This window comes from Psychroflexus sp. ALD_RP9 (assembly GCF_017311165.1).
Taxonomy (GTDB): domain Bacteria; phylum Bacteroidota; class Bacteroidia; order Flavobacteriales; family Flavobacteriaceae; genus Psychroflexus.
The window spans coordinates 583,376-609,667 of the sequence record NZ_CP062973.1 but is presented as its reverse complement, the minus strand read 5'-3'; the positions used below and the strand labels follow the sequence as shown (position 1 = coordinate 609,667).

Genomic DNA, 26,292 nt, shown 5'->3' with positions numbered 1-26,292 from the left:
AATCTATGATCAGAATAAATCAAATTTAAAAAAGAACTCCAATTATCATGCAAACTACACAAAGTTACATACAAGGCCAATGGACAAGCGGAAAAGGCGAAGGCCAGCCAATTTATGATTCTATAACTGGTGAACAGTTCACATCTATAAATGTTGATGGTTTTAACATCCCTGAAGTTTTGGCCTATGGAAGAGAAAAAGGCGAAGCCTTACGTAAAATGACATTTCAAGAGCGAGGAAATATGTTGAAATCTTTGGCATTTTACCTTCAAAAAAAGAAAAAAGCTTTTTATGAATTAAGCTACAGAACAGGCGCCACTAAAATGGATTCTTGGTTCGATATCGACGGTGGTTTTGGTAATTTGTTTGCTAATGCATCCTTAAGAAAGCTATTTCCAAACCAACCTTTTGATGTAGAAGGTGATCCTATCGATTTATCTAGAGGTGGTCGCTTTATGGCACATCATATTTTGGTTCCTAAAGAAGGTGTTGCCATTCATATTAATGCTTTTAATTTTCCGGTTTGGGGTATGCTTGAAAAATGTGCAGTAAACTGGATGGCTGGCGTTCCTGCCGTTGTTTTGCCAGCTCCGCAATCGGCTTATTTAACCGAAGCGGTGGTAAAAGAAATTATTGCATCAGGAATTTTACCAGAAGGTGCATTACAGTTAATTTCAGGAACTGAGAAAACGATTTTAGAAAGCGTAGAATCTCAAGATATTGTCACCTTCACTGGATCAGCCTCAACAGGGAAACTTCTTAAAAATCATCCGCGATTACTGGAAGAATCTGTGCCTTTTACTATGGAAGCTGATTCATTGAATGCATGTATTTTAGGCGAAGATGCCGTACCAGGTACACCAGAATTCAATTTATTTATTCGTGAAGTACGCAATGAAATGACTGTGAAATGCGGGCAAAAATGTACTGCTATACGCCGTGCTATTGTCCCTGAGCATTTAATGGAAGATGTTCAAATAGCTTTAGGTAAAGCTTTAGATAAGGTTACTTTGGGTGATCCACGATTAAAAGAAGTACGTATGGGAAGCTTAATTGATAAAAAGCAAGTAAAAGCAGTGCAAGAGGCTGTGAGTAAAATTTCAAAAACAGCAGAGATTGTTTATGGCGATTTCAATTCTACTGAAATCATTAATGCTGAGTTTGAAAAAGGCGCTTTTATCAAACCAATTCTAATGCGTGAAGATCAACCCTTTAAAAATGAAGCCGTACACGTAACCGAAGCTTTTGGTCCTGTAAGTACCTTGATGCCATACAAAACCCTTGATGAAGCCATTCAACTCTCTAAAAAAGGGAAAGGCTCGTTGGTGAGTTCTATTTTTACTAATGATGATAGGATTGCACGTGACTATACTATTCAAGCCGCATCGCATCATGGAAGAATTTTAAGCATTAATCGCGAATCTGCTAAACAAAGTACTGGTCATGGTTCGCCATTACCAAATTTAGTTCACGGCGGACCAGGACGTGCTGGCGGTGGCGAAGAAATGGGAGGCAAACGTGGTATAAAACATTTTATGCAACGTTGTGCGATTCAGGGAAGTCCTTCTACTTTAACAGAGATTACGGGTATTTATCAACCTAATGCCCAATATAAAGAAGCAGAGAAACATCCATTTGCTTATCACTGGGATGATATTCAGCCAGGCATGTCCTTAAAAACCCATAACCGAACTTTAACTGATACAGATATTATTAATTTCGGAAACTTAACTTGGGATCATTTTTATGCGCATACCGATATCACTTCACTTGAAGGGAGTATTTTTAAACAACGAACCGCACACGGTTATTTCATCATTTCAGCAGCGGCAGGATTATTTGTGTATCCGAATAAAGGACCAGTAGCGGCTAATTACGGTTTAGAAGAAATTCGTTTCTTAAGACCGCTTTACCATAATGATACAATTCATGTTCGCTTGACCTGCAAGGAGAAAGTCGATCGAGACCAAAAAGGAAAAGAATTGCCAAGTGGTATTGTAAAATGGTATGTTGAGGTTTTTGATACCAACGTAACTGAAGGAAATATTCCAGAAACTGAAGATGAAGAACAAGAAGCTTTAGTAGCCATTGCTACCATTTTGACTATGGTTCAGAAAAAACAAAACACCTTTCATGAAGTTAATAAAGACTTTATAGAAAACAGACTAAATAGATTAACCGAAGAATCTGAGGCTAAATGGGGTATGATGACACCTCAACATATGGTGGAACATCTAGAAGTAGGACTTCGCATGGCCACTGGAGAAATTTCAGATTTTGAAGTTGTCACCCCTGAAGAACACATTGACAAAGTTCAAGAAACCTTATATGATTATAAGAAAATGCCCAGAGGCTACAAAATGCCTCTCATGAAGGAGAATCAATTAGAGACTTTGAGACATGATAATTTAGATGAAGCCAAAAATGCACTTTTGGAAGCTTATAAAGCTTATGAAATATTTTTTAGAGAAAATCCAGATGCTGCTACAAAGAATGCAGTTTTTGGTAATTTGACAGCTTTTGAGTGGAAGCTTTTAAATCGTAAGCATTTTAATCACCACTTTGAACAATTTAATTTATTATAAAAATTTTAATTATGACTCAAGCATATGTAACTAGCAAAATAGAAAAACAAATAGCAACGATTGAATTTTTTCACCCAGCTCATAACTCGTTGCCGAGCGATATACTAGCAAAATTAGCTGATACAATTACTGAGACTGGTCAAAACGATGATGTATTAGTTATTATTTTAAAATCAGGCGGTGATAGAACTTTTTGTGCCGGCGCAAGCTTTAAAGAACTCATATCAATTCAAAACGAAACAGAAGGCGAAGCTTTTTTTAGTGGTTTTGCAAATGTAATTAACGCCATGCGTAAATGTCCAAAATTTATTATTGGTCGTGTACAAGGAAAAACTGTTGGAGGCGGTGTTGGCTTAGCTTCATCAATGGATTATTGTATGGCTACAAAATATGCTTCTATCAAGCTTAGTGAACTCAATCTGGGTATAGGTCCATTTGTGGTTGGTCCTGCAGTACAAAGGAAAATTGGCGTTAGTGGTATGTCTCAAATTGCCATAGATGCTAATACTTTCTATTCACCAAATTGGGCACTCCAAAAGGGCTTATTTACTAAAGTTTTTGAAACTACTGAAGAGCTTGATGAAGCAGTTAACAAATTTGCTCAAAATTTATGTGCTTATAATCCTGAAGCAGTGAAACACATGAAACAAATGTTTTGGAGAGGTACAGAAGATTGGGACCAATTACTAATAGAGCGTGCCAAGATTAGCGGTAAATTAGTTTTATCTAGTTTTACTAAAGAAAAATTGAAACGATTTAAGTAATCTACTAATGGCTATTTATCAATTTAAAGGTTTTACGCCCGTAATTCATCCATCAAGTTTTATACATCCTCAAGCAACAGTTATAGGAAATGTTATTATTGGCAAGGACTGTTATGTAGGTCCAAGTGCAGTTATTCGGGGTGATTGGGGTGAAATAATTCTTAAAGATGGTGTAAATGTACAAGAAAATTGCACCATACATATGTTTCCTGGTAAAAGTATTACGCTTCAAACTAGTGCACATGTTGGTCATGGTGCTGTAATTCATGGTGCTAATCTTGGAGAGAATTGTTTGATTGGTATGAACTCTGTAATTATGGATGATTGCGAAATCGGAGAGGAATCAATTGTAGGCGCAATGGCTTTTATTAAAGCTGAAACTATAATTCCAAAGCGAAGTTTGGTTGTAGGTAATCCTGCAAAAGTTATAAAACAAGTTAGTGATGAGATGATTGCTTGGAAAAGTGCAGGAACCAAACTGTATCAACAATTGCCTTCAGACTGTCACAAAACTTTAAAAGCAGTTGAGCCGCTCAGGGAAATTCCAAAAAATCGTCCTAAACAAGAAGATTTTTATCAAACTTTACAAGAAATGAAAAAGCAATAATTAAAAAACCCGATGTACTAACATCGGGTTTTTTATTAGATGTAAACTCCTTTTTATTCTTTAGGATGTACCAAAGTCATTTCTTCTATTAAATGTTGAGCATCTGCAAACTTATCAATAATGAATAGTATGTAGCGTACATCGACCATAATATTTCTTGAAATACTTGGGTCATAATAAATGTCACTCATAGTACCTTCCCAAACCCGATCAAAATTAAGACCAATTAAATTACCTTCAGCATCAATTGCAGGACTTCCTGAATTACCTCCTGTCGTATGATTAGTACCTATAAAATTAACTGGCATTTTACCATTATAGCCATATTTGCCGTAATCTTTTGCTTCATATAAATCAATTAATTTTTGTGGGACATCAAACTCATAATCGTCTGGTATATATTTTTCTATAACACCTTCTAAATAGCTTACAGGCTCGTAGTAAACAGCATCTTTAGGGCTATAACCTTTTACTTTTCCATAAGTAACTCTTAAAGTACTGTTAGCATCAGGAAATAATCGATCTTCTTTTGGAGACAGTTCTAAAAGTGCTTTCATGTATTGTTTTTGTAATTTTTTAATTTCAAGTTGTTTTGCTTGGTACACAGGTAAAACTTTAGCGTAAAAATCTTGGGTTAATTCTTTAACTAATTGATAGCCTTTATCTTGATTAAGTGCTTTGATAACTGTTTGAGGGCTAGATTTTGAAAGCAAATTTTGTAAACTCGTAAAAGAGGTTAAGGCCGATTTGTTATAAATATTTTTAGTAAGTTCCTTTTTATTAGCAGAAATAAATTTGTCAGTTATAAATTGCTTTGGTGTACCATCAGCGTAAATACTGATTAATTTTTCAAACACCTTTTGGTCTACTTTAGCACTATAGTTTTTAAAACTAGATTCAAAGTTTACAAGTAAATTTTCTTTTCGGTCATTAAATGCTTTTTCACCTCTAAAATCTAGCACTTGTTCAAGTTGGTATAGCTGAAATCCAGTTTTCAGTAATTCTACATTTCTTAAAAATACTTCAGAGAAATAATTATATGCAAGATTATAATCAACAAAATCTTTATATGCTGCATCAAAATTGTCAAGTAAACTTCCATAAGCCTCTTCAAGTTTGGCTTCTTTTACTCGTTTTAAAAATGCTTGCTCTTGTTCTTTTTTAATTGCAATGGCGTTACTTTTTTTCAAGCCTTGATTTTCGCCAATCCATTTTTTATAATAATTGGCGATACCGGCATATTTAGAGGCATATTTAATTTTGATATCTTGACTATTTCTCATGAACACATCTTGTTCTTTTAAAGCAGCCTCACGAATTTTAATTCTTGATGGATTAATTGTATTTACTAATTGTTCTACTGCAATGGCAGGTAAATATTCACTTGTGCGGCCTGGGAACCCAAAAATTAAAGTGAAATCGTTTTCTTCAACGCCATCAAGGCTAATAGGTAAATGATGCTTAGGTTGGTAAGGAACATTAGTTTCTGAATATTCAGCAGGTCTGTTATTTTTATCAGCATAAATTCTAAATAATGAAAAATCACCTGTGTGTCTTGGCCACATCCAGTTGTCGGTATCAGAGCCAAATTTTCCGATACTTGATGGTGGCGCTCCAACAAGTCTTACATCTTTAAATGTTTCTACTCGAAATAACATGTACTGGTTGCCATTATAAAAAGCTTTTACACGATTACTTTGCCAAGGTTCTTTAGGTGAATTCTTGATTAATTGGCTAATGTTTTTTTCAATAAGTTGTTGGCGGTTTTTTTCAGTTTTAGCTTTTTCAGTTCCAACTAAAACTTGCTTAGTTACATCTGTAATTTCTTTTATAAAAGTTACAGTCAGCCCTGGGTTTTTCAATTCTTTATCTTTAGAAGATGCCCAAAATCCTTCAGCTAAGTAGTCATTTTTTACAGTTGAATGCGATTGAATTTGACTATAACCACAATGGTGATTAGTTAAAATTAAACCTTGATTTGAAATCACTTCAGCTGTGCAACCACCATTAAAGTGAACAACAGCATCTTTAAGGCTAGATTGATTGACACTGTAAATATCTTCAGCATTCATTTTCATGCCTAGCGCTTGCATTTCGGTTTCATTCATTCCTTCAAGTAAGGAAGGAATCCACATGCCACCTTGTTGAGCAAAGACTGGTAAAGCTAACACAAAGATAAAAAATTTAATATATTTCATTTTAATAAAATTTGAATTAAAACGCTAAAAATACAACATTATAAGGCTTGGTAAAAGTAATTTCTATTGAAGGTTAGCATTAATTAAGCTATATTAGTGTCAAAACATTAAATCTAATCCATAAAGACTCTTTTATAATGTCAAATCTGTATTAAAAAGCCCTTTAAGTTAGCAGCTAATGTGCTATTTTTGTTACTCAACCAAATTACAGAGAATCCAAAACACATATGGCTCAAGAAGAATTTAAGCTTCCTAAAATGGGAGAGAGTATTACCGAAGGTACCATTTTAAATTGGTTAGTTGCCGAAGGTGAAACCTTTGAAGAAGGTGAAGTTATTGTTGAAGTTGGCACTGATAAAGTTGATAATGAAGTACCAGCACCTTTTTCTGGCAAGCTTGTAGAAATAAAATATAAAGCCAAAGATGTAGTAAAAATCGGTGAAGTTATTGCTGTTTTAGAAGCTGAAAGACAAACTAAACCGGATGCAAAAAAAGCGGCTTCATCAGTTGATGCTGATAAAGCTACTTCTAACAAACCATCACCATCAAAGGCACCTGAAAAGATGTCTGCAAAAAAGTTAAAAGAAAAACCATCTATACCACAAGAATGGAAACCTGCTAATAGAGCTAATAATTTCTATTCACCTTTAGTAGAAAAAATAGCCCAAGATTATCACATCAGCTTTGAAGAGTTAGCTAGAATACCTTCAAGTGGAGCAAATGATCGTTTGCAGAAATCCGATATCTTTAAATACATAGAAAATGGGAGGCCTGCGCAATTTGCTCAGCCAATTACTGAACAGCATGAGCATAAAAACACTTTTCAAATTCCGGATTTAAAATTTGATAAAGGAAAAGGGGAAATTGTAGAAATGGACCGAATGCGACAGATGATAGCCAACCACATGGTGTTTTCTAAGCATACCTCACCACATGTCACCGCTTATGTTGAAGCTGATTTAACTGAGCTGGTAAATTGGAGAAATATTAACAAAAAGCCCTTTCAAGAAAAAACAGGCGAAAAACTTACTTTTACACCACTTTTTATTCAAGCTGTAACCAGGGCTATTCAAGATTATCCAATGATTAACTCTTCGCTTAACGGAGACCAAATTATTGTAAAAGATGATATTAACATAGGTATGGCTACAGCACTTCCTAGCGGAAATTTGATTGTCCCCGTCGTTAAAAATTCAGATCAAAAGGATTTGAAAGAATTAGCAAAAGTAGTAAATGATTTAGCAGGTAAAGCTAGAGATAACAAACTATCAAACGATGAAACCAAAGGCAGTACATTTACCATTTCGAATGTAGGTACTTTTGGAAGTTTGATGGGTACACCCATTATAAATCAACCAGAAGCAGCAATCTTAGCAACAGGAATTATTAAAAAGCGTGCAGAGGTTATGGAATATGAAGATGGTGATAAAATTGAAATTCGACAGATGATGTATTTATCGCTTTCATTCGACCACAGAATTGTAGATGGATTTTTAGCTGGTAGTTTTTTAAGGAAAATTGCAGATTATTTAGAGGAAACACCAACGCTTAAGTTTTAATTAAAACCTGTAACTTTCATTTTATTGAATGTATTTTAAATTATAAAGTAATGAATAAAGATATATTAAAAAAAGCCTTTAAAAATCTTGTTTCTGCAAAAGCAATGTCTGAGTTATACGAAGCAAATTTTAAAGTAGTTTCTAAATATGTACATGCCACTTCTCGTGGCCACGAAGTAATTCAAACCGCAGTTGGGATGCAGTTAAAGCCTCAAGATTACGTTTATCCATATTACAGAGATGACTCAATTTTACTGTCAATAGGGATGACGCCAAAAGATCTGATGTTACAACTGTTAGCTAAAAAAGAAGATCCTTTTTCAGCAGGAAGAACCTATTATTCACATCCAAGCTTGAGAGATGACGATAAACCAAAAATACCACATCAAAGTTCAGCAACTGGAATGCAAGCTATTCCGGCAACAGGCGCAGCAATGGGGCTTTGGTATAAAGAGAAACTTAAACAAGACACTCGACAAGGTGTTGTAGTTTGCTCGTTAGGTGATGCTTCAGTAACTGAAGGTGAAATTGCAGAAGCCCTACAAATGGCAGCCCTCAAGCAACTTCCTATAATTTATGTAGTACAGGACAATGGTTGGGATATTTCAGCCAATGCTGAAGAAACAAGAGCTCAAAATGCTTATGAATACGCAAAAGGCTTTAATGGTTTAGAGGCTATCTCGATCGATGGTACTGATTTTGAAACGTCTTATACTGAATTTAACAAGGTTCTAAAAACCGTTCGAAATGAGAGAAGGCCATTTTTAGTTCACGCTAAATGTCCGCTGTTAAACCACCACACTTCGGGTGTTCGAATGGAGTTTTATCGCGATGATTTAGAAGAATCAAAAAAACGTGATCCTTACCCAAAATTAAAACAACAATTATTGAATAATGGTTTTACTGATGATGAACTAGAAGCTATCGAGAACGAATCAAAAGCTATCGTAGCTAAAGATTATCAAGAAGCTTTGTTAGCAGAAGACCCTAAATCAGAGGATTTATACACTTATGATTTTGCAGAAACATCTGTTACTGCCGAGGTTGGTGTTCGTACTCCAGATAACTCTGAAAAAGTGGTTATGGTTGATTGTGCGCTTTTTGCCATAGAAGAGTTAATGCAGGAACATCCTGAGTGCTTACTTTACGGCCAAGATGTTGGCGGAAGATTAGGTGGTGTTTTTCGCGAAGCAGCTACTTTAGCTCAGAAGTTTGGAGATCATCGGGTTTTCAATACGCCAATTCAAGAAGCTTTCATAGTTGGTTCTACCGTTGGTATGTCTGCCGTTGGTTTAAAGCCAATTGTCGAAGTGCAATTTGCCGATTACATTTGGCCAGGGCTTAATCAACTTTTTACAGAGGTAAGTCGAAGTTGTTATTTATCTAATGGTAAATGGCCGGTTTCTATGATTTTACGTGTACCAATTGGCGCTTATGGAAGTGGTGGACCTTATCACTCTTCTTCAGTTGAAAGTGTTGTAACTAACATTAGAGGATTAAAAATTGCATACCCAAGCAATGGCGCCGATTTAAAAGGTTTAATGAAAGCTGCTTATTATGACCCTAATCCTGTGGTTATTTTTGAGCACAAAGGTTTATACTGGAGCAAAGTACCAGGTACAAAAGGCGCTATAAGTGTAGAGCCTTCTAAAGACTACATGTTACCTTTTGGAAAAGCAAATGTATTACAAGAAATTTGGCCTCAGGAAGACCAAGAAACTATAAGTGTTATTACTTATGGAATGGGCGTTCATTGGGCTATGAATGCATCAGCTGAATTAGGCCTTCAAAATCAAATTGAAGTAGTAGATTTAAGAACTTTGCATCCGCTTGATGAACAAACCATAATGAAATCTGTAAAGAAATGTGGAAAATGTTTAGTTGTCACTGAAGAACCTTCAAACAATACATTTGCAAGAGCATTGAGTGGTAAAATTCAAGAAGAATGTTTTCAGTATATCGATGCGCCAGTAATGACTATCGGTTCTGAAAACATGCCAGCTATCCCATTAAATTCTACCTTAGAAGAAACTATGATTCCAAGTACTGCTAAAGTAAAAGCTAAGTTAGAAGAGTTGTTGGCATATTAATGAATTAAAGATGCAATACATTTATCAAGAAAAACAAATTGTTTGGTGGTTAGTTGTACCATTTTCTATCATTTTGTTTTTTTTGATTTTAGCCTTATTTATCTCAACAACAAGTGAATCGGCTAAATTGGGCTTTATTGTTTCTATTGTTATAATGGCTTTAATACTCATAAACTTTTATCAACTCAAAATTTCGGTGAGTCAACAGTATTTAAAAGTAGCATTTGGTCAGGGCTTGTTTAAGAAAACTTTTGACGTTAAAAATATAAATCCTGATCGTTTCAATATTGTAAAATTACCATGGTATTATGGTTTGGGTTGGAAGTACGATTTTAGTGGACACATGTTTTTTAGCACGCGTCCTGGCTCTGCTTTAAGTTTTCAACTTAAAGATAGCCCTATGCAATATAGGATTGTAGCTAATGATAACGCAGCCCTTAAGGCTGCTATTTTAAAAGCTATTCATTTTTGATGATCAAACCTAACTATTATGTTTTAAAATTTCTTAGACTGTTTTGTGTTAGGGATTGTAATGTAAAGCCTGTAAAAACTTGGCTTATAAAAAGCAAACCACCAAACGCGACTTTAGAAGCGATTTGGCGGTTTATTTGCTTTTTAAGGCGAAGTTTGCGGACTTGAAATAAAAGCCCGACGCCCATTTTTATAGGGCGGAACACCCAAAAAATTATTCTTTTTCAGGTAAACTTGCGCTATTAGTTGGAAATCGGCGGTCTACTTTTTTTAGTAAACCTTGTAAAACTTTACCTGGTCCAACCTCAGTGTAAGTAGTCATGCCATCAGCTAGCATTTGTTGCATAGTTTGCGTCCATTTTACTGGCGCTGTGAGTTGTGCTATTAGATTTGTCTTGATTTCTTCAGGATTTGTAACAGCTGTGGTGGTTACATTTTGGTAAATTGCACATTTTGGTTGATGAAAAGTAGTTTCATCAATCGCTTTTGCTAATTCTTCGCGCGCTGGTTCCATTAAAGGTGAATGAAAAGCGCCACCAACAGGAAGTAGCATAGCACGTTTAGCGCCTTTTTCTTTTAAAATTTCACAAGCTTTTTCAACTGCTGCTGTAGCGCCAGAAATAACTAGTTGTCCAGGGCAATTATAATTAGCTGGTACAACAACACCATCTATGTTCTGGCACACGTCTTCAACTATTTGGTCTTCTAAACCTAAAACGGCCGCCATAGTAGATGATTGATTTTCGCAGGCTTTTTGCATAGCTAATGCCCGTTTATGTACTAGTTTAAGTCCATCTTCAAAGGCTAAAGTGCCATTGGCAACTAAAGCCGAAAATTCGCCTAGAGAGTGACCAGCTACTAGGTCTGGTTGAAATTTATCTCCTAAGACCTGGCTTAAAATAACCGAGTGTAAAAATATAGCGGGTTGAGTTACTTTGGTTTGTTTCAAGTCTCTTGCAGAACCTTCAAACATGATGTCTGTAATATTGAATCCTAATATTTTATTAGCTTTTTCAAATAATTCTTGTGCTTTTGGTGAGGCTTCGTATAAATCGAGTCCCATACCAGAAAATTGGGCGCCTTGTCCCGGAAATACATATGCGTTCATAGATTATGTTTTTGTGGCTTTGACCACCAATTTAAGCACAAATGTAATTAGTTTAGCAATACACTGCAATTTTTAATAGCTTTAGGTGTATTTGTTGATGATGTTTTGACAGGCTGAAAAGTAACTTTGGCCAAATAGATTTAAATGAACTAGCAAATAGTATAACTTGAATAAGTCTAAGTGTTTCAGTTGAAGTTGAGATGTGTTAACTGAATTTCGATAGGCCTCAAAAGCTGAAGCAGGAAATCCGCCAAATAATTGCATCATGGCAAGATCAAATTCAGCTAAACTATAAGCTATGGAAGGATCGATTAAGTAAAATCCTTTTTTAGAGTGAAATAGATAATTTCCCGACCATAAATCGCCATGTACTAAACTCGCAGGCCGATTTGGAATCAGCGAAGTGATTTCGGTAAGAAAAGTTTCGGCAGAGGCTAATCTGTAACCTTTTTGTTGTGCTAATTTTAGTTGAGGTTGAAGACGTTGGCGTATGTAAAAATCGGCTGCTGTTACTTCAGTATCGTTGGGTTGTGGTAATTCGCCAATATAATTAGTGGTGGTATAACCAAAGTTAGTTTGTGATGTTTGATGTAGTTGGGCTAGTTGTTCACCAAACTTTGGCCAATCTTGAGTTTTTGGTGTTCCGGGTTCAACATACTCTAAAATTAAATACTGAAATTGAAGATAGTCACCACATGCTATTACTTCAGGAATATTAAACGTGCTAGTGAGACAAAGTTCTTTTAGGCTTTTAGCTTCTAACCGAAGCATTTTTGGAAACCGATGAAGGCTGTTAAGCTTAATGACTTTTGGAGATTGTTGGCCTGTTAATTTAAAGCATTGATTAATATCACCGCCAGACAAGACTTGTATGTTTTGTACACTTAAACCTTCTAATTCGCATATACTTTGAATTAGCTGTTTCATTTATACAGATCTTACATAGGTTTTATAAGTAAAATCATATTGGTGTCGCTCATCTTTAGGATGGTAAGTTTCTTCAATGACCTTCCATTGTTTTTGATCGATTTCAGGGAAAAATGCATCACCTTCAACTGTGGTATGTACATGAGTGATTTCAAGTTGGTCTACACGGCTCATCGCTTGTTTATAAATTTCACCACCGCCAATTACAAAAGCTTTATTTTCATTTTTTGGGATGGCAGCTATAGCTTCATTTAAGCCACTTACCACTAAGTGGCCAGGTGCTTGATAGTGCTCTTGACGAGTTATGATTACATGTGTGCGATGCGGTAATGGTTTCGGAAACGACTCAAAAGTTTTGCGTCCTAAAATAATGTAATGTCCAGATGTTAGCGACTTGAAACGTTTAAAATCATCTGGGAGATGCCAAACTAAGTCGTTATTTTTACCAATGGTATTATTTTCAGCAATGGCTGCAATTGAAATTAGTTTCATCATTTATACAGAGACTTTACCTTTTATTAAAGGGTGTGGATTGTAATTTTTCAATTTAAAATCATTAAAAGTAAAATCAAAAATTGAATTAACATCAGGATTTAACTCCATGTTCGGCAAAGGTTTCGGTTCGCGTGATAGCTGAAGTTTAACTTGATCAAAATGATTATTATAGATATGGGCATCGCCGAAAGTGTGGATAAAATCGCCATACTCGAAGCCACATACCTGAGCAATCATCATGGTTAATAAAGCGTATGATGCAATGTTGAAGGGTACACCTAAAAATATATCGGCACTGCGTTGATATAACTGGCAAGATAGTTTATGGTTAGCTACATAAAATTGAAAAAAGGCATGGCAAGGTGGAAGCGCTGCTTTACCTTGTGCGACATTGTCTGCGAAGGATTGGCTAGTATCAGGTAAAACGCTTGGGTTCCAGGCTGAAACTAACATTCTACGGCTGTTAGGATTAGTTTTTAAGGTCTTGATGAGTTCTTTAATTTGGTCGATCTCTTCGCTGTTCCAGTTGCGCCATTGGTGACCATAAACAGGTCCTAAATCGCCTTTTTCATTGGCCCATTCATTCCAAATGCGTACGCCGTTTTCCTGTAAATATTTGGTGTTGGTATCACCTTTTAAGAACCATAACAATTCGTGAATTACCGATTTAACATGAATTTTCTTTGTGGTTACTAAAGGAAAACCTTCAGCTAAATTAAAGCGCATTTGATAGCCAAAAACACTGCGCGTACCAGTGCCGGTGCGGTCGCCTTTATCGATGCCATTGTCAAGCACATGTTGTATTAAATCGTGGTATTGTTGCATGAGATTTTTGTTGGTTTAAAATAATACATATTATCCAATAATCATACCTGCGATGGTAGCTGACATTAATGAAGCTAATGTACCACCAATGAGTGCTTTAAATCCAAATTCAGATAAGGTTTTGCGTTGTCCTGGTGCTAAAGAGCCTATGCCGCCAATTTGAATGCCAATAGACGCAAAATTAGCAAAACCACATAACATGTAAGTAGCCATAATTACTGATTTTTGATAATTAAGGCTAAGTATATTTGAAGCATCTTTTAATTCAGCTAATTGAATATAGCCTACAAACTCGCTTGCAGCTAATTTAATTCCTAATAGTTGCCCCATCAGCATAACATCATCTTTGGCTACACCAATAAGCCACATCAGAGGCGCAAATACAGTTCCTAAAACGGCTTCTAAAGAAAAATTATCATACGGTGTGTGTTCAGCGATGACTTGGTTAAATGTGGTTAAATCTCCAATAAAATTTAAACCGTAATTAATCATCGCAATTAGAGCAACAAACACTAAAAGCATGGCACCAACATTAGCCGCTAGCTTTAAACCTTCAGTTGTTCCATTTGCAATTGCATCTAAAACATTCGAACCAATTTTATCTAGAGAGACTTCAACCTTAGAATTAATTTTATCCTGTTGTGGGTAAAGTATTTTCGATATAACAATTGCACCTGGCGCAGCCATAACTGAAGCAGCTAACAAATGTTTGGCAAATTCAAGTCTAGCAACTTCATCATCACCGCCTAAAAAGCCAATGTAAGCGGCTAAAACACCACCAGCAACAGTGGCCATTCCACCAATCATGACTAATAGTATTTCAGAACGCGTCATACGTTCTAGGTAGGCTTTAATCATTAAAGGCGATTCGGTTTGTCCTAAAAAAATATTTCCAGCAACACTTAAACTTTCGGCACCAGAAATGCCTAGTAATTTGGTAAGAACTTTTGCGAGTCCTTTCACAACGATTTGAATAATACCCAAATAAAATAAAAGAGAAGTTAAGGCTGAAAAGAAAATAATAGTTGGTAAAACTTGGAATAAAAAAATGTAACCGTAGCTTTCAACATCCATTAATCCGCCTAGCAGAAACTCACTTCCAGCAGCTGTAAATTCTAATATTTTAACAAATATCTTACCCACGAAATCGAAAGCGGCTTGAACGAATTTAACTTTTAAAACTCCAATGGCAAGGATTAGCTGTGCAGTTAGTCCAACACCAACTGTTTTCCAATTGATGGCCTTTCGATTGCTTGAAAATAAAAAAGCGATTAATAAAATGGTAATCATGCCTAAAAATCCACGCCATAGTCCATTAACTGTAAAACCTTGGTGCGGTACCATTGTTTTAACATTTTGCTCTAATTTGTCTTTTGTTGATGGTTTTTGACTTGCTTTTAGAGGTTCCTTGGTAGAAATATTAAGATTAGACATTTCAATTGGAACCAAATTTAAGTTAGTGTCTTTATGATGGAGTTGAAGTGATTTAGAATCAACTTTCATATTAAAAACTTCTGCAGGAAACGCTTCATTAGGCCGAAGTAATTTCAACTCATTTTGATTAAATGTGATGTCTGAATATAGCAGTGTATCTGTCTTTTTAAGAACTAAGAGTTTAGACTGCTCAAAGTCTAGCTGTATTTTTTGTTGATTGTCTTGTGATTCGTTTACCCATATGCCACTAATTTCTTGGGCATTCAAAATGCTGCAGCAAAGCAATAAAAGGCTAAGTAATTTAATTTTCATAAGCTGTTAACTTCGTTTAGAAATTTCGTCTCTAAGTCTGGCTGCTTTTTCGTAGTTTTCATCATTTACAGCTTTCTCTAAGAGCTCATTAAGTTGGTTGATGGTCATGTGTGCATATTCACTTTGCTTAACTTCTTCGGTAGGTGTTGTTGGTGTATTTCTGTCAGACTCTTTTTGGTTTAGTTCTATGCCTGCTTTATCAAGTATGTTTGGGTAGGTAAAAATAGGTGCTTGAAAACGTAGTGCTAAAGCAATAGCGTCACTTGTTCTAGCATCAATTACGTCTTCGTTGCCATCTTTTTCACAAATTAAGCTTGAGTAGAAAATGCCGTCGATTAGTTTATGAATAATAATTTTATTGATGGTAATATCAAATCTTGAAGCAAAGGTTTTAAATAAATCGTGGGTTAATGGTCTTGGTGGTTTAATATCTTTTTCAAGTGCAATAGCAATAGATTGTGCCTCGAAAGCGCCAATTACAATAGGTAGTTGGCGTTTACCATCTTCTTCACTCAACAGTAAGGCGTAAGCTCCAGTTTGTGTTTGACTGTAAGAAATACCTTTGATATTAAGTTTTACCAAACTCATAAATATGTTGTATTTACTAAATTAAAAAAGGGCAATCTAAATAAAAGGCTTTATTTAGATTGCCCTTTAAAGGGGCACAATTTATAAAAATTATGCGTTATTTGCTTTGAAATCTTTTAGTTTTTCAATCAGTTTAGGAACAACTTCGAAAGCATCTCCAACTATACCATAATCAGCTGCTTTAAAAAATGGTGCTTCGTCATCGGTGTTAATAACAACTTTTGTTTTTGAAGCGCTAATTCCTGCTAAATGTTGTATTGCTCCAGAAATTCCTATTGCAATATATAAATTAGAAGCTACAGGTTTTCCTGTTTGTCCCACGTGTTCAGAGTGTGGTCGCCAACCCATGTCACTGACTGGTTTAGAGCATGCTGTTGCGGCACCAAGTACATCGGCTAAGTCTTCAATCATTCCCCAGTTTTTAGGATCTTTTAATCCACGACCGCCAGAGACCACAACTTCAGCATCGGCGATGCTTACTTTGTCAGTGTTTTTATCAACTGATTCTACATTAATCTTAAAATGGTCATCATTTAATTCAGCTGAAAAGTCTTCTTTAGACATTTCAACTTTATTTTCTTTCAAGCCAAAAGCGTTATTTGAAAGACCTAAGATTTTAATATCAGTAGAAAGGCTTGTATGGTTAAAGGCTTTGTTAGTAAAAGCTGTGCGTTCTACTGTAAATTCGTTGTCGGTTTTTGGAACATCTACAACGTTTGAGGCGTAAGCAGCACTTAAATTAACAGAAAGTAAAGGTGCTAAATATTTAGCATTAGCACTTTGACTAATCACAACTACTTTTGCGTCAACTTTTTTTGCAGCTTGAGTAATAACTTCAGCATAGGCATCGGCATTAAATTTTTGAAGTTTTTCATCACTAACTTCTAAGCTTTTATGAACGCCATAATTTGCCAAGTCGTCATTATTGTCACTATTAATGCTAACAGCTGTAACATTACCACCAATGGCATCAGCAACAGCTTTAGCGTAAGAAGCTACTTCAAGCGCAGCTTTTTTTAGTTTTCCGTTTTCAGATTCAGTATATACAAGTACAGACATAATTTTTTATTTAAATTGCTTTAGCTTCGTTATGTAATAAGTCTATGAGCTCATCAATATTATCAGCATCAACTAGTTTTACTTCACCTTTTGGTGCTGGTTTCTCAAATTTTTCAGCTTTCGTTAAAGGGGTTTCGGCAACTGGTTCAACAACCTTAAGTGGTTTTTTTCTTGCCATCATGATGCCTCTCATATTAGGTATTTTAAGGTCACTTTCTTCAACTAAACCTTTTTGGCCTCCAATAACAAGAGGTAAATGAGCGGTTAGAGTTTCTTTTCCGCCATCAATTTCTCTAACTGCAGTTGCTTTTTCGCCTTCAATTTCAAGGCTTACGCATGTATTTATAAAATTAGCACCTATTAGTTTAGCTAACATGCCAGGTACCATGCCACCATTATAATCAATAGATTCACGACCTGCTATAATTAAATCGTAATCACCATCTTCGGCAACTTTAGCTAATTCTTTTGCAACCTGAAAGCCGTCTACTGGTTCTGCATCTACTCGAATTGCAGAGTCTGCTCCAATGGCTAATGCTTTGCGAATTGTAGGTTCGGTCGATTTATCACCGACAGTAACAACATCAACTGTTGCGCCTTGTTTTTCTTTAAACCACATCGCACGTGTTAAGCCAAATTCATCATTTGGATTAATCACAAATTGAACGCCATTTGTATCAAATTTAGTGTCATTTTCCGTGAAATTAATTTTTGAAGTTGTATCAGGAACATGACTTATACAAACTAATATTTTCATTTAAGTAGGGTTTATACGTTTTACATTGCGAATATAAATTTTTTAGTCTAAATTTCCTATGCATGCATAATAAATTTTTCTAAAAATCTAGTAGTGTAAAGTGAATTGAATTAGTATTTTTGTGCTTCAAAGAAATCAAAAGACAAACAGATTATATAAAATGAAAACAATTCAATTTAGAGAAGCCATTGCTGAAGCTATGAGCGAGGAAATGAGAGCAGATGAGTCTATTTATTTGATGGGTGAAGAGGTTGCAGAATATAATGGTGCTTATAAAGCTTCTAAAGGGATGCTTGATGAGTTTGGTCCTGAAAGGGTGATTGATACACCAATCTCAGAACTAGGCTTTGCTGGTATTGGCATAGGATCGGCAATGAATGGTAATAGGCCTATAATTGAATTTATGACTTTCAATTTCTCTCTAGTTGGTATCGATCAAATTATTAATAATGCCGCTAAAATGCGTCAAATGTCTGGTGGTCAATTTAACATCCCAATTGTTTTTCGAGGTCCAACGGCTTCTGCTGGTCAATTAGGTGCAACACATTCTCAAGCATTCGAAAATTGGTATGCAAACACGCCTGGCTTAAAGGTCGTGATCCCTTCTAATCCTTATGACGCTAAAGGTTTGCTGAAGTCTGCTATACGTGATGATGATCCAGTTATTTTTATGGAAAGTGAACAAATGTATGGCGATAAGGGAGAAGTTCCTGAAGATGAATATACAATTCCGTTAGGTGTGGCTGATATCAAGCGACAAGGTGAAGACGTTACTATTGTTTCTTTCGGGAAAATCATTAAAGAAGCATACAAAGCCGCTGATGAATTAGAAAAGGATGGTATTTCTTGTGAAATTATTGACTTAAGAACCGTTAGGCCTTTAGATTACGAATCGATTATTAAATCAGTGAAGAAGACTAACCGTTTAGTTGTTCTTGAAGAAGCTTGGCCATTTGGTAATGTCTCAACTGAAATCACATACAAGGTTCAAAATGATGCCTTTGATTATTTAGATGCCCCGATTGTTAAAATAAACACAGCCGATACACCAGCACCTTATTCTCCAGTATTGTTGAAAGAATGGTTGCCTAATCACGAAGATGTTATTAAAGCTGTTAAAAAAGTTTTATACATCTAATACTAACAAAATTCTCATAAATTTGAAGCTTCATTTATTGACTTAAAAATGAAGCTTCTTTAATTATATGAAAAACCTATTAGCCTTACTTTTCTTCCTTATTAGCATCAGTTTTTACGCCCAAACTAAAGTAAGCGGAAAGGTATATGATGAAAGTGGCGAACCGATTCCTTATGCAAATGTGATTTTTGGAAATTCTTCAGAAGGAACAATTACTAACGAAGATGGTAAGTTTTATTTAGAGTCTGAAGAAAATTATTCAGCAATTAAAATTTCATTTATGGGATTTAAAGCTGAAGTCATAGAATTGTCTCAGCTGGTAAGTTACAACTTAGAAATTACCTTGAAATCTGATGCTGAAGCTTTAGATGAAGTGATGATTTATAGCGGTAAAACTTCAAAAAAGAATAATCCCGCTATAGATATTCTTCGAAGAATCTGGGAAAATAAACGACAAAATGGTGTTAATAAGTTTAAATACTATCAATATGATAAATATGAGAAGTTAGAATTCGACTTGAATACTATTGATAGTAGTTTAATTAATTCCCGTGTATTTAACGGAATGGAATTTATTTTTAACCAAGTAGATACTAATCAAGTTACTGGTAAAACTTATTTACCAATATTCCTTAACGAAGCTGTTTCAAAAGTTTATGGTAATAATGTTAATAATACCGAACGTGAAATTCTGTTAGGGAACAAAAATTCTGGATTTAGCGATAACCAAACTTTAATACAATATATTAAGGACATTTATTCAGATTATAATGTCTATGACAACTATCTCAAATTTTTCGATAAAAGCTTTGTAAGTCCTTTATCACGAACAGGAATTGATACCTATAATTACGTGTTAGCAGATTCAACTTATATCGGAGATAAGTATTGCTATAATATTGTGTATTATCCTAGACGTAAAGGCGAACTTACTTTTAAAGGTGATTTTTGGGTGAATGATACCACTTGGGCAATCAAAGAAATTGAAATGACCATGAATAAAGGCGCTAACATAAATTGGGTTAAAGAAGTCTTTATTGAACAAGAATTTGAAGTCTTAAATGATTCGATTTTTTTAATTACACGTGACCATTTTATGACTGATTTTACTTTTCAGAAAAAAGAAGAATCACGAGGCGTTTATGGTAAAAGAACTACACTATTCGATAATTATGAATTCAATAAACCGAAACCGAATAAATTTTATCGAGATGAAAGAGAAATCATAAATGATAGGGTGTATTTTAGAGATTCTGAATTTTGGAAAAAAAGACGTTTAGAAGAACTCAACAAAAATGAGCAACAGGTTTACTCAATGTTAGACACCTTAAAAACGGTTGATGCTTTTAAACGAATTTATAGTATAGGCACAATTTTAGCCACTAATTATTGGGAACAAGACGGTTGGGATTTTGGACCCGTTTTTTCGACCTTTGGTTATAATGACGTTGAAGGCTTAAGACTGCGTGTTGGTGGAAGAACTTACTCAGGGCAAAATGATAAATACCGTTTGCAAGGTTTTTTAGCCTACGGTTTTAAAGACGATAAATTTAAATATGGTATTTCAGGAAAATACTTATTAGATCAAAAATCACGATTAGTTGTTGAAGCCGGAAATAGACGAGATGTAGAACAATTAGGTGCAAGTTTAACCAATACATCAGATGTTTTAGGTCGAAGTTTGGCAAGTTCTTCTGTTTTAACAGTTGGCTCTAATGCTAGTTTAACCAATATTAATCTATCGAGTTTAGCCTTTACATTTGAGCCATTCAAAAACTTTGAGGTCAGGCTAGGTTCTACCTACAGGACATTAAAATCGGCTTCAGACCAGTTTAGTATCGCTTATTTCGAAAATGAAGCGCAAACGCTTATTGAAGAAGAAACTAGACAAATGGAAGCTTCAGTCATTCTTAAATACATGCCAGGTCGTAAAACTTCTGGTTATGGTGTAGAGCGATATATTTTGAATGACGATGATTACCCAGAAATATTTTTAAATTATTCAAAAGGGCTTACAGGAGTTTTAGATAGCGATTTTAACTATTATAAACTTCAATTCTATTACAGACAACCAATACAAGTTGGTGGATTTGGTAAGTTTACTTCAACCTTCGAGGCAGGTAAAACCTTTGGCGATGTTTCTTTAGGTTTGCTTAATGTTGTTCCTGGTAATCAAACCTTATTTTCCATTCTAGGCACATTTCCATTATTAGATTTTTACGATTTTGTTACCGACACTTACGCTAGTGTTCATGTTGAGCATAATTTTAATGGTCGCTTATTTTCTAGAATTCCATTGCTTAGAGACTTAGATTTGAGAGAAATTGTAAGCGCAAGAGCTGTGTATGGTTCAATATCAGATTCAAATCAAGCCTTAAACGCTTCGTTCACAAATCCAGAACTTTTTGCGCCAGATCAAGAGCCTTATTGGTCTTATAGTTTCGGTGTTGGTAATATCTTTAGGGTATTTCGTTTAGACTTTCATTTTAGAGGAAACTATAAAACACTACCTGATGCTCGAAATTTTGGAATTACAGGCGCATTCGGATTTTATTTCTAAGATTTAAACTGCTAATAAGCAAAGTTTTATTAGTTTTGTCACCCGATTTTTTAACCTAATAAATACAATAATGACATTTGATGCTTTTATAGAAATACCAAGAGGTAGTCGTAATAAATACGAGTATGATTTTGATACAAAAACGATGAGATTCGATCGTATGCTATACACTTCAATGGTATATCCAGCCGATTATGGTTTCGTACCAGAGACTTTAGCTTTAGATAATGATCCACTAGATGTGCTAGTTTTATTTACGCATCCAGTTATTCCAGGTTGTGTTGCTGAAGTTAGACCAGTTGGTGTTTTGCATATGTCTGACGAAAAAGGTCCGGATGAAAAGATTATCTGTGTTCCAGTTGATGACCCAATGGGTAAAGCAATTCAAAAATTTGATGATGTTAATCCTCAGTTAATAGAAGAGATTGAGCATTTCTTTAGAACTTATAAAGATTTAGAAGATAAAGAAGTTACAATAGGGAATTGGGGAGACGAAGTTGAAGCAAAAGAACTTGTAGAAACAGCTGTAAAACGTTATAATGAAAGTGACAGAAGCGAACATAATTACGCTTTGTAGCACTTACAATAATTAATTTAAAACCACCTTTTTAGGTGGTTTTTTAATTTGTAAAAACTTCAATAATAGGATTCAAATCCTTACTTTTGCATAAAACTGATTAAGAATATGTTTGATAGTTTAAGTGATAAGTTAGATAAAGCCTTTCATGTACTTAAAGGTCACGGTCAAATTACCGAAGTAAATGTAGCCGAAACTTTAAAAGAAGTTAGAAGAGCTCTAGTTGATGCTGATGTTAACTTTAAAATTGCTAAGAATTTTACAAATACTGTAAAAGAAAAGGCTATTGGTCAAAACGTTTTAAAATCATTAAAGCCTAACCAATTAATGGTAAAAATCGTTAAAGACGAATTAACAGATTTGATGGGTGGCGATGCTGAAGGTGTTGATTTATCAAGCTCACCATCGGTTATTTTAATGTCTGGCTTGCAAGGTTCTGGTAAAACGACATTTTCAGGTAAGCTTGCTAACTTTCTAAAAACAAAAAAAACACGTAAACCTTTATTAGTAGCATGTGATGTTTATAGACCAGCTGCTATAGATCAATTACACGTAGTTGGAGAACAAATAAATGTTGAAGTTTTCTCTAATAAAGAAGAAAAAAATCCTGTTAAGATTGCGCAAGATGCTATTGCACACGCTAAACAAAATGGCCACAATGTAGTTATTCTTGATACCGCGGGTCGATTGGCTGTAGATGAGCAAATGATGAATGAAATTTCAGACATACACCAAACAATTCAACCTAATGAAACGCTCTTTGTAGTTGATGCTATGACAGGTCAGGATGCTGTAAATACTGCAAAAGCTTTTAATGATGTTTTAGATTTTGATGGCGTTATTTTAACCAAATTAGATGGTGATACGCGTGGCGGTGCTGCTATTTCTATCAAATCAGTCGTTAATAAACCAATTAAATTTATTGGTACTGGAGAAAAGATGGATGCCATAGACATTTTTTATCCATCACGTATGGCTGATAGAATTTTAGGAATGGGTGACGTTGTCTCTTTAGTAGAACGTGCTCAGGAGCAATATGACGAAGAGGAAGCCAGAAAACTTCAGAAGAAAATCGCTAAAAATAAATTTGGTTTTGATGATTTTCTTAGCCAAATCCAGCAAGTTAAAAAAATGGGTAGCATGAAAGACTTGATGGGTATGATTCCTGGCGCTGGAAAAATGATGAAAAACATGGATATAGATGATGATGCCTTTAAGCATATTGAAGCTATTATTCATTCTATGACACCAAAAGAGCGTGCAAATCCTAATATTATCAATTCAAGTCGTAAACGTAGAATTGGTAAAGGCTCTGGTACTTCTGTTCAAGAGGTTAACCAATTGCTCAAACAATTTAGCCAAATGAGCAAAATGATGAAAATGATGCAAGGCGGCGGTGGAAAAAAGATGATGCAAATGATGCAAAACATGAAGCAATAAATAATATTGGTTTACAACACAGATAAAATGACAATACTAGACGGCAAAAAAGTAAGCAATGATATCAAAAACGAAATTACTGCTGAAGTTGAAAAAATGAAGGCAAAAAATGAGAAAGTCCCTCATTTGGCCGCAGTAATTGTAGGTAACGATGGCGCTAGTTTAACTTATGTTGGTAGTAAAGTAAGGTCATGTGAACGTGTTGGTTTTAAATCGACTTTAGTTAAGCTTTCTGGAACAATTTCTGAATTAGAATTACTCGACAAAATCGATCAATTAAATGAAGATGAGGATATTGATGGTTTTATAGTTCAATTGCCATTACCCAAGCAAATTGATACTCAAAAAGTAATTATGCGTATAGATCCTAATAAAGATGTAGATGGTTTTCATCCAACAAATTTTGGCAAAATGGCGCTTGATATGACTTCATTTATACCAGCTACACCATTTGGTATATTAGAACTACTAGAGCGCTATAACGTTCAAACTAACGGTAAACATACCGTTGTTATTGGTAGAAGTCATATTGTTGGTCGTCCCATGAGTATTTTGATGGGCCGTAAAGGCTGGCCTGGAAATTCAACCGTTACTTTAACACACAGCCACACCAAAAATATCACTCAGATTACAAGCCAAGCAGATATTATTATTTCCGCTTTAGGAATACCAAACTTTTTAAAAGCTGAAATGGTAAAAGATGATGCGGTAATTATCGATGTTGGAATTACGCGCGTACCTGATGATACTACTAAAAAGGGTTATGTGATTACAGGTGACGTAGATTATGAAAACGTGAGCAAAAAGGCATCACATATTACTCCTGTTCCTGGTGGCGTTGGCCCAATGACTATTGCAATGTTATTAAAAAATACACTTCTTGCTCGTGAGCAGCACAGATTAAGAAAAGGTCTTTAAACATCTATTGACGTTTCTTGATGCTCTTTCCAAGTCTTAAAATCGTTAATATCACTTTTTACTAGATTAAGGCAGAACGTTAGCACACTGATATCGTCTAAGTAACCTATGAAAGGTATAAAATCTGGAGCTAAGTCTAATGGGTTAATAATGTATAGGAGTGTAAATGTTATGGCTGAAATGCTTTTCCATGGGGTTTTTGTGTAGGTTTTATTTTTAAAAGCTTTAAGCATTTCTATAAGTTGTAAAACTTCAGTTTTTATGTGATCCCATTTTTTATGCTTCAGTTTATTTAATAATTGTTGTTGACGACTAAGCGTTTCGTCAATATCTTTCTCTGAAACTTTTTTAGACTCAGCTTTAACGTAAGCTTCGTCAATCTTGTTCTTATTCTTGTATTTGTTTTTTTTCAAGTTCATTGTTGAGGCTTTTTTCTTGGCGTGCATTTTCAATTTCACCATATTCTTTTTTATAAATCACTACAATAAGCAAAAATAAAGATATTAGGAGTGGACCAAAAATTAGTCCAATAAAGCCAAATAAAGGGACGCCGATAATAACACCAATTAAAGTGATGAGTGGATGTTCATTAGCCATTTTTTTTAAAATTAGTAAGCGCACAATGTTATCTGAAGACCCAACAATAATAAAACCATAAAGTAAAACACCAATAGCTGCAAAGTTATCTCCTTGATAAATCATTAACAAAGTTACTGGCAAAAAGCCGATTGCTGTTCCAATAAATGGAATCATAGAGCCTATGGCTGTAATAACAAACCAAAATAATGGATCTGGAACTCCGAAAATCCAATAACCAATTAATGAAATTATACCTTGTATTAATGCTACTAACGGAATTCCTATGGCATTAGCCTTTACTTTTTTACCTGATTCTTTAGCAATAATTTTTAGATTTTCAACACCGATAGGGATATAGGTTTCTAAAGAAGAAGAGAGTTTTTTTTGGTTTAATAGCATGTAGTATAATAAAAAGTACATAATGCTAATAGCAATAAATATTTCAAATGTGCTGCCGGCAAATCCTTGTAAATTATTTGAAATCCAATTTGTAACTGCTCCTGTGTCTATGCTCGATGCTAATTTATAGCCTGTTAAATGTTCAATTTCTTTAATTTGAGAATTCACGGCGTTTACGACAACTTCTGAGTTTTTAACTGCTTTTGAGATTTTTGAAGACAGCATTAAAACAATACCTGCTATTGGTAATAGTATGAGTATAAATGATCCGGTGAGAAGTATGCTTACAGATAAGTTTTCGTTCCAGCCTTTGGCTTTCATCTTTCTCATGAAACCTCTGAGTAAAACATAAAAAGTTATGGCACCTAAAACACCTGATAAATAAGGCAATATTTCTATGAATATCAAAAATCCAAGTGAAATAATAATCATTAATATAAAAAGCTGTCTAACTAATTTTGGTGATAGTGTTTTCATTTGGCAAAGAGTTGGTTCATATTTTTAAAGCTCTTAAATTCGAGTGCATTCTCACTTGGATCTTTAAAAAACATCGTAGCTTGCTCTCCAGGCTTATTTTTAAATCTTATGTAAGGTTCAATGATAAATCTAATTGATTGTTTTTTAAGATGCTCAGCAAATTCCCAAAATTGTTCCCATTCTAAAACTACACCAAAATGAGGCACAGGCACGTTGTGGCCATCAACCTGGCTTACAACTTCGGTTTGGCTAAAGTTTTTACTTTCATGAATAACAAATTGATGGCCAAAAAAATCATAATCTACCCAATGAGAGTCACTTCGGCCTTCTTTTAACTGAAGAACTGTTGTATAAAAATCTCGACTTTCATTAATGTCCTTAACTGGAATAGCAAGATGAAACGGGTTTATATTTTTCATTATAAT

Annotated in this window: 23 protein-coding genes; 11 read left to right on the top strand and 12 right to left on the bottom strand. The window is 34.8% G+C overall.

Annotated features, from left to right (window positions below; translation table 11 throughout):
- Positions 1-47: 47 nt before the first annotated feature.
- The 3 genes from paaZ to IMZ30_RS02810 are packed head-to-tail and all read left to right on the top strand — an operon-like array spanning position 48 to position 3,956.
- Entirely contained in the window at positions 48-2,585 is a 2,538-nt protein-coding gene (paaZ, locus tag IMZ30_RS02820; RefSeq protein ID WP_207039032.1) for a phenylacetic acid degradation bifunctional protein PaaZ, read from the top strand.
- An 11-nt stretch (positions 2,586-2,596) separates the two neighbouring features.
- On the top strand, positions 2,597-3,349 hold the full coding sequence (locus IMZ30_RS02815; RefSeq protein ID WP_207039031.1) for an enoyl-CoA hydratase/isomerase family protein: 753 nt from the start codon (positions 2,597-2,599) through the stop codon (positions 3,347-3,349).
- A 7-nt stretch (positions 3,350-3,356) separates the two neighbouring features.
- Positions 3,357-3,956, top strand: coding sequence for a transferase hexapeptide repeat family protein (locus IMZ30_RS02810; RefSeq protein ID WP_207039030.1), 600 nt, complete (start codon positions 3,357-3,359; stop codon positions 3,954-3,956).
- Between the two features lie 53 nt (positions 3,957-4,009).
- Here the strand turns inward: IMZ30_RS02810 and IMZ30_RS02805 are convergent, their stop codons facing one another.
- Positions 4,010-6,154, bottom strand: coding sequence for a S46 family peptidase (locus IMZ30_RS02805; RefSeq protein ID WP_207039029.1), 2,145 nt, complete (start codon positions 6,152-6,154; stop codon positions 4,010-4,012).
- A 227-nt stretch (positions 6,155-6,381) separates the two neighbouring features.
- On the opposite strand from IMZ30_RS02805, the gene IMZ30_RS02800 reads away from it, so the two are divergent.
- From IMZ30_RS02800 to IMZ30_RS02790, 3 genes are read left to right on the top strand one after another with little or no spacing between them, the layout of a single operon-like run.
- Complete coding sequence (locus IMZ30_RS02800) at positions 6,382-7,713, top strand: dihydrolipoamide acetyltransferase family protein (protein WP_207039028.1); 1,332 nt, start codon at positions 6,382-6,384, stop codon at positions 7,711-7,713.
- A gap of 50 nt (positions 7,714-7,763) precedes the next feature.
- Complete coding sequence (locus IMZ30_RS02795) at positions 7,764-9,803, top strand: thiamine pyrophosphate-dependent enzyme (protein ID WP_207039027.1); 2,040 nt, start codon at positions 7,764-7,766, stop codon at positions 9,801-9,803.
- Between the two features lie 10 nt (positions 9,804-9,813).
- Entirely contained in the window at positions 9,814-10,275 is a 462-nt protein-coding gene (locus IMZ30_RS02790) for a hypothetical protein (protein ID WP_207039026.1), read from the top strand.
- 213 nt (positions 10,276-10,488) lie between these two features.
- Here IMZ30_RS02790 and fabD read toward each other — a convergent pair whose 3' ends face one another.
- The 8 genes from fabD to IMZ30_RS02750 all read right to left on the bottom strand — a co-directional run bounded on the left by fabD (position 10,489) and on the right by IMZ30_RS02750 (position 17,779).
- The gene (gene fabD, locus IMZ30_RS02785) at positions 10,489-11,382 is read right to left on the bottom strand and encodes an ACP S-malonyltransferase (RefSeq protein WP_207039025.1); all 894 of its coding nucleotides are present in this window, start codon (positions 11,380-11,382) and stop codon (positions 10,489-10,491) included.
- Between the two features lie 81 nt (positions 11,383-11,463).
- Positions 11,464-12,309 (bottom strand): fructosamine kinase family protein, encoded by an 846-nt coding sequence (locus IMZ30_RS02780; protein WP_207039024.1) that lies wholly within the window; start codon positions 12,307-12,309, stop codon positions 11,464-11,466.
- Complete coding sequence (locus IMZ30_RS02775; RefSeq protein WP_207039672.1) at positions 12,310-12,801, bottom strand: dihydrofolate reductase; 492 nt, start codon at positions 12,799-12,801, stop codon at positions 12,310-12,312.
- A gap of 3 nt (positions 12,802-12,804) precedes the next feature.
- Positions 12,805-13,629: a thymidylate synthase gene (locus IMZ30_RS02770; protein ID WP_207039023.1), complete on the bottom strand. Its 825-nt coding sequence runs from the start codon at positions 13,627-13,629 to the stop codon at positions 12,805-12,807.
- A gap of 30 nt (positions 13,630-13,659) precedes the next feature.
- Positions 13,660-15,375 carry a NupC/NupG family nucleoside CNT transporter gene (locus IMZ30_RS02765; protein WP_242529694.1) on the bottom strand — a complete coding sequence of 572 codons (1,716 nt, stop codon included), beginning with the start codon at positions 15,373-15,375 and terminating at the stop codon, positions 13,660-13,662.
- A 6-nt stretch (positions 15,376-15,381) separates the two neighbouring features.
- Positions 15,382-15,963 (bottom strand): bifunctional nuclease family protein, encoded by a 582-nt coding sequence (locus tag IMZ30_RS02760; RefSeq protein WP_207039022.1) that lies wholly within the window; start codon positions 15,961-15,963, stop codon positions 15,382-15,384.
- Positions 15,964-16,053: 90 nt separating this feature from the next.
- Positions 16,054-17,022: an electron transfer flavoprotein subunit alpha/FixB family protein gene (locus tag IMZ30_RS02755; protein WP_207039021.1), complete on the bottom strand. Its 969-nt coding sequence runs from the start codon at positions 17,020-17,022 to the stop codon at positions 16,054-16,056.
- Between the two features lie 10 nt (positions 17,023-17,032).
- Positions 17,033-17,779 carry an electron transfer flavoprotein subunit beta/FixA family protein gene (locus tag IMZ30_RS02750; protein WP_207039020.1) on the bottom strand — a complete coding sequence of 249 codons (747 nt, stop codon included), beginning with the start codon at positions 17,777-17,779 and terminating at the stop codon, positions 17,033-17,035.
- A 121-nt stretch (positions 17,780-17,900) separates the two neighbouring features.
- Here IMZ30_RS02750 and IMZ30_RS02745 point away from each other — a divergent pair, with 121 nt between their 5' ends.
- From IMZ30_RS02745 to IMZ30_RS02725, 5 genes are all read left to right on the top strand, one after another.
- Entirely contained in the window at positions 17,901-18,917 is a 1,017-nt protein-coding gene (locus IMZ30_RS02745) for a pyruvate dehydrogenase complex E1 component subunit beta (RefSeq protein WP_410523994.1), read from the top strand.
- Between the two features lie 67 nt (positions 18,918-18,984).
- Complete coding sequence (locus IMZ30_RS02740; RefSeq protein ID WP_207039018.1) at positions 18,985-21,477, top strand: DUF5686 and carboxypeptidase-like regulatory domain-containing protein; 2,493 nt, start codon at positions 18,985-18,987, stop codon at positions 21,475-21,477.
- Positions 21,478-21,547: 70 nt separating this feature from the next.
- A complete protein-coding gene (locus IMZ30_RS02735; RefSeq protein WP_207039017.1) occupies positions 21,548-22,054 on the top strand; it encodes an inorganic diphosphatase in 507 nt (168 codons plus the stop codon).
- Between the two features lie 108 nt (positions 22,055-22,162).
- The gene (ffh, locus tag IMZ30_RS02730; protein WP_207039016.1) at positions 22,163-23,494 is read left to right on the top strand and encodes a signal recognition particle protein; all 1,332 of its coding nucleotides are present in this window, start codon (positions 22,163-22,165) and stop codon (positions 23,492-23,494) included.
- Between the two features lie 27 nt (positions 23,495-23,521).
- Positions 23,522-24,412 (top strand): bifunctional 5,10-methylenetetrahydrofolate dehydrogenase/5,10-methenyltetrahydrofolate cyclohydrolase, encoded by an 891-nt coding sequence (locus tag IMZ30_RS02725; RefSeq protein ID WP_207039015.1) that lies wholly within the window; start codon positions 23,522-23,524, stop codon positions 24,410-24,412.
- Here IMZ30_RS02725 and IMZ30_RS02720 read toward each other — a convergent pair.
- From IMZ30_RS02720 to IMZ30_RS02710, 3 genes are read right to left on the bottom strand one after another with little or no spacing between them, the layout of a single operon-like run.
- Positions 24,409-24,831, bottom strand: coding sequence for a YkvA family protein (locus IMZ30_RS02720; protein WP_207039014.1), 423 nt, complete (start codon positions 24,829-24,831; stop codon positions 24,409-24,411). The genes IMZ30_RS02725 and IMZ30_RS02720 overlap by 4 nt on opposite strands.
- Positions 24,800-25,867: an AI-2E family transporter gene (locus IMZ30_RS02715; protein ID WP_207039013.1), complete on the bottom strand. Its 1,068-nt coding sequence runs from the start codon at positions 25,865-25,867 to the stop codon at positions 24,800-24,802. Before IMZ30_RS02715 ends, IMZ30_RS02720 begins: the two co-directional genes overlap by 32 nt.
- On the bottom strand, positions 25,864-26,286 hold the full coding sequence (locus tag IMZ30_RS02710; protein ID WP_207039012.1) for a VOC family protein: 423 nt from the start codon (positions 26,284-26,286) through the stop codon (positions 25,864-25,866). The genes IMZ30_RS02715 and IMZ30_RS02710 overlap by 4 nt, the downstream gene beginning before the upstream one ends.
- Positions 26,287-26,292: the final 6 nt, after the last annotated feature.

Bases quoted from the DNA above. Each gene is read 5' to 3' on its own strand.
- paaZ (WP_207039032.1), top strand. From the start codon at position 48: ATGCAAACTACACAAAGTTACATACAAGGCCAATGGACAAGCGGAAAA.
- IMZ30_RS02815 (WP_207039031.1), top strand. From the start codon at position 2,597: ATGACTCAAGCATATGTAACTAGCAAAATAGAAAAACAAATAGCAACG.
- IMZ30_RS02810 (WP_207039030.1), top strand. From the start codon at position 3,357: ATGGCTATTTATCAATTTAAAGGTTTTACGCCCGTAATTCATCCATCA.
- IMZ30_RS02805 (WP_207039029.1), bottom strand. From the start codon at position 6,154: ATGAAATATATTAAATTTTTTATCTTTGTGTTAGCTTTACCAGTCTTT.
- IMZ30_RS02800 (WP_207039028.1), top strand. From the start codon at position 6,382: ATGGCTCAAGAAGAATTTAAGCTTCCTAAAATGGGAGAGAGTATTACC.
- IMZ30_RS02795 (WP_207039027.1), top strand. From the start codon at position 7,764: ATGAATAAAGATATATTAAAAAAAGCCTTTAAAAATCTTGTTTCTGCA.
- IMZ30_RS02790 (WP_207039026.1), top strand. From the start codon at position 9,814: ATGCAATACATTTATCAAGAAAAACAAATTGTTTGGTGGTTAGTTGTA.
- fabD (WP_207039025.1), bottom strand. From the start codon at position 11,382: ATGAACGCATATGTATTTCCGGGACAAGGCGCCCAATTTTCTGGTATG.
- IMZ30_RS02780 (WP_207039024.1), bottom strand. From the start codon at position 12,309: ATGAAACAGCTAATTCAAAGTATATGCGAATTAGAAGGTTTAAGTGTA.
- IMZ30_RS02775 (WP_207039672.1), bottom strand. From the start codon at position 12,801: ATGAAACTAATTTCAATTGCAGCCATTGCTGAAAATAATACCATTGGT.
- IMZ30_RS02770 (WP_207039023.1), bottom strand. From the start codon at position 13,629: ATGCAACAATACCACGATTTAATACAACATGTGCTTGACAATGGCATC.
- IMZ30_RS02765 (WP_242529694.1), bottom strand. From the start codon at position 15,375: ATGAAAATTAAATTACTTAGCCTTTTATTGCTTTGCTGCAGCATTTTG.
- IMZ30_RS02760 (WP_207039022.1), bottom strand. From the start codon at position 15,963: ATGAGTTTGGTAAAACTTAATATCAAAGGTATTTCTTACAGTCAAACA.
- IMZ30_RS02755 (WP_207039021.1), bottom strand. From the start codon at position 17,022: ATGTCTGTACTTGTATATACTGAATCTGAAAACGGAAAACTAAAAAAA.
- IMZ30_RS02750 (WP_207039020.1), bottom strand. From the start codon at position 17,779: ATGAAAATATTAGTTTGTATAAGTCATGTTCCTGATACAACTTCAAAA.
- IMZ30_RS02740 (WP_207039018.1), top strand. From the start codon at position 18,985: ATGAAAAACCTATTAGCCTTACTTTTCTTCCTTATTAGCATCAGTTTT.
- IMZ30_RS02735 (WP_207039017.1), top strand. From the start codon at position 21,548: ATGACATTTGATGCTTTTATAGAAATACCAAGAGGTAGTCGTAATAAA.
- ffh (WP_207039016.1), top strand. From the start codon at position 22,163: ATGTTTGATAGTTTAAGTGATAAGTTAGATAAAGCCTTTCATGTACTT.
- IMZ30_RS02725 (WP_207039015.1), top strand. From the start codon at position 23,522: ATGACAATACTAGACGGCAAAAAAGTAAGCAATGATATCAAAAACGAA.
- IMZ30_RS02720 (WP_207039014.1), bottom strand. From the start codon at position 24,831: ATGAACTTGAAAAAAAACAAATACAAGAATAAGAACAAGATTGACGAA.
- IMZ30_RS02715 (WP_207039013.1), bottom strand. From the start codon at position 25,867: ATGAAAACACTATCACCAAAATTAGTTAGACAGCTTTTTATATTAATG.
- IMZ30_RS02710 (WP_207039012.1), bottom strand. From the start codon at position 26,286: ATGAAAAATATAAACCCGTTTCATCTTGCTATTCCAGTTAAGGACATT.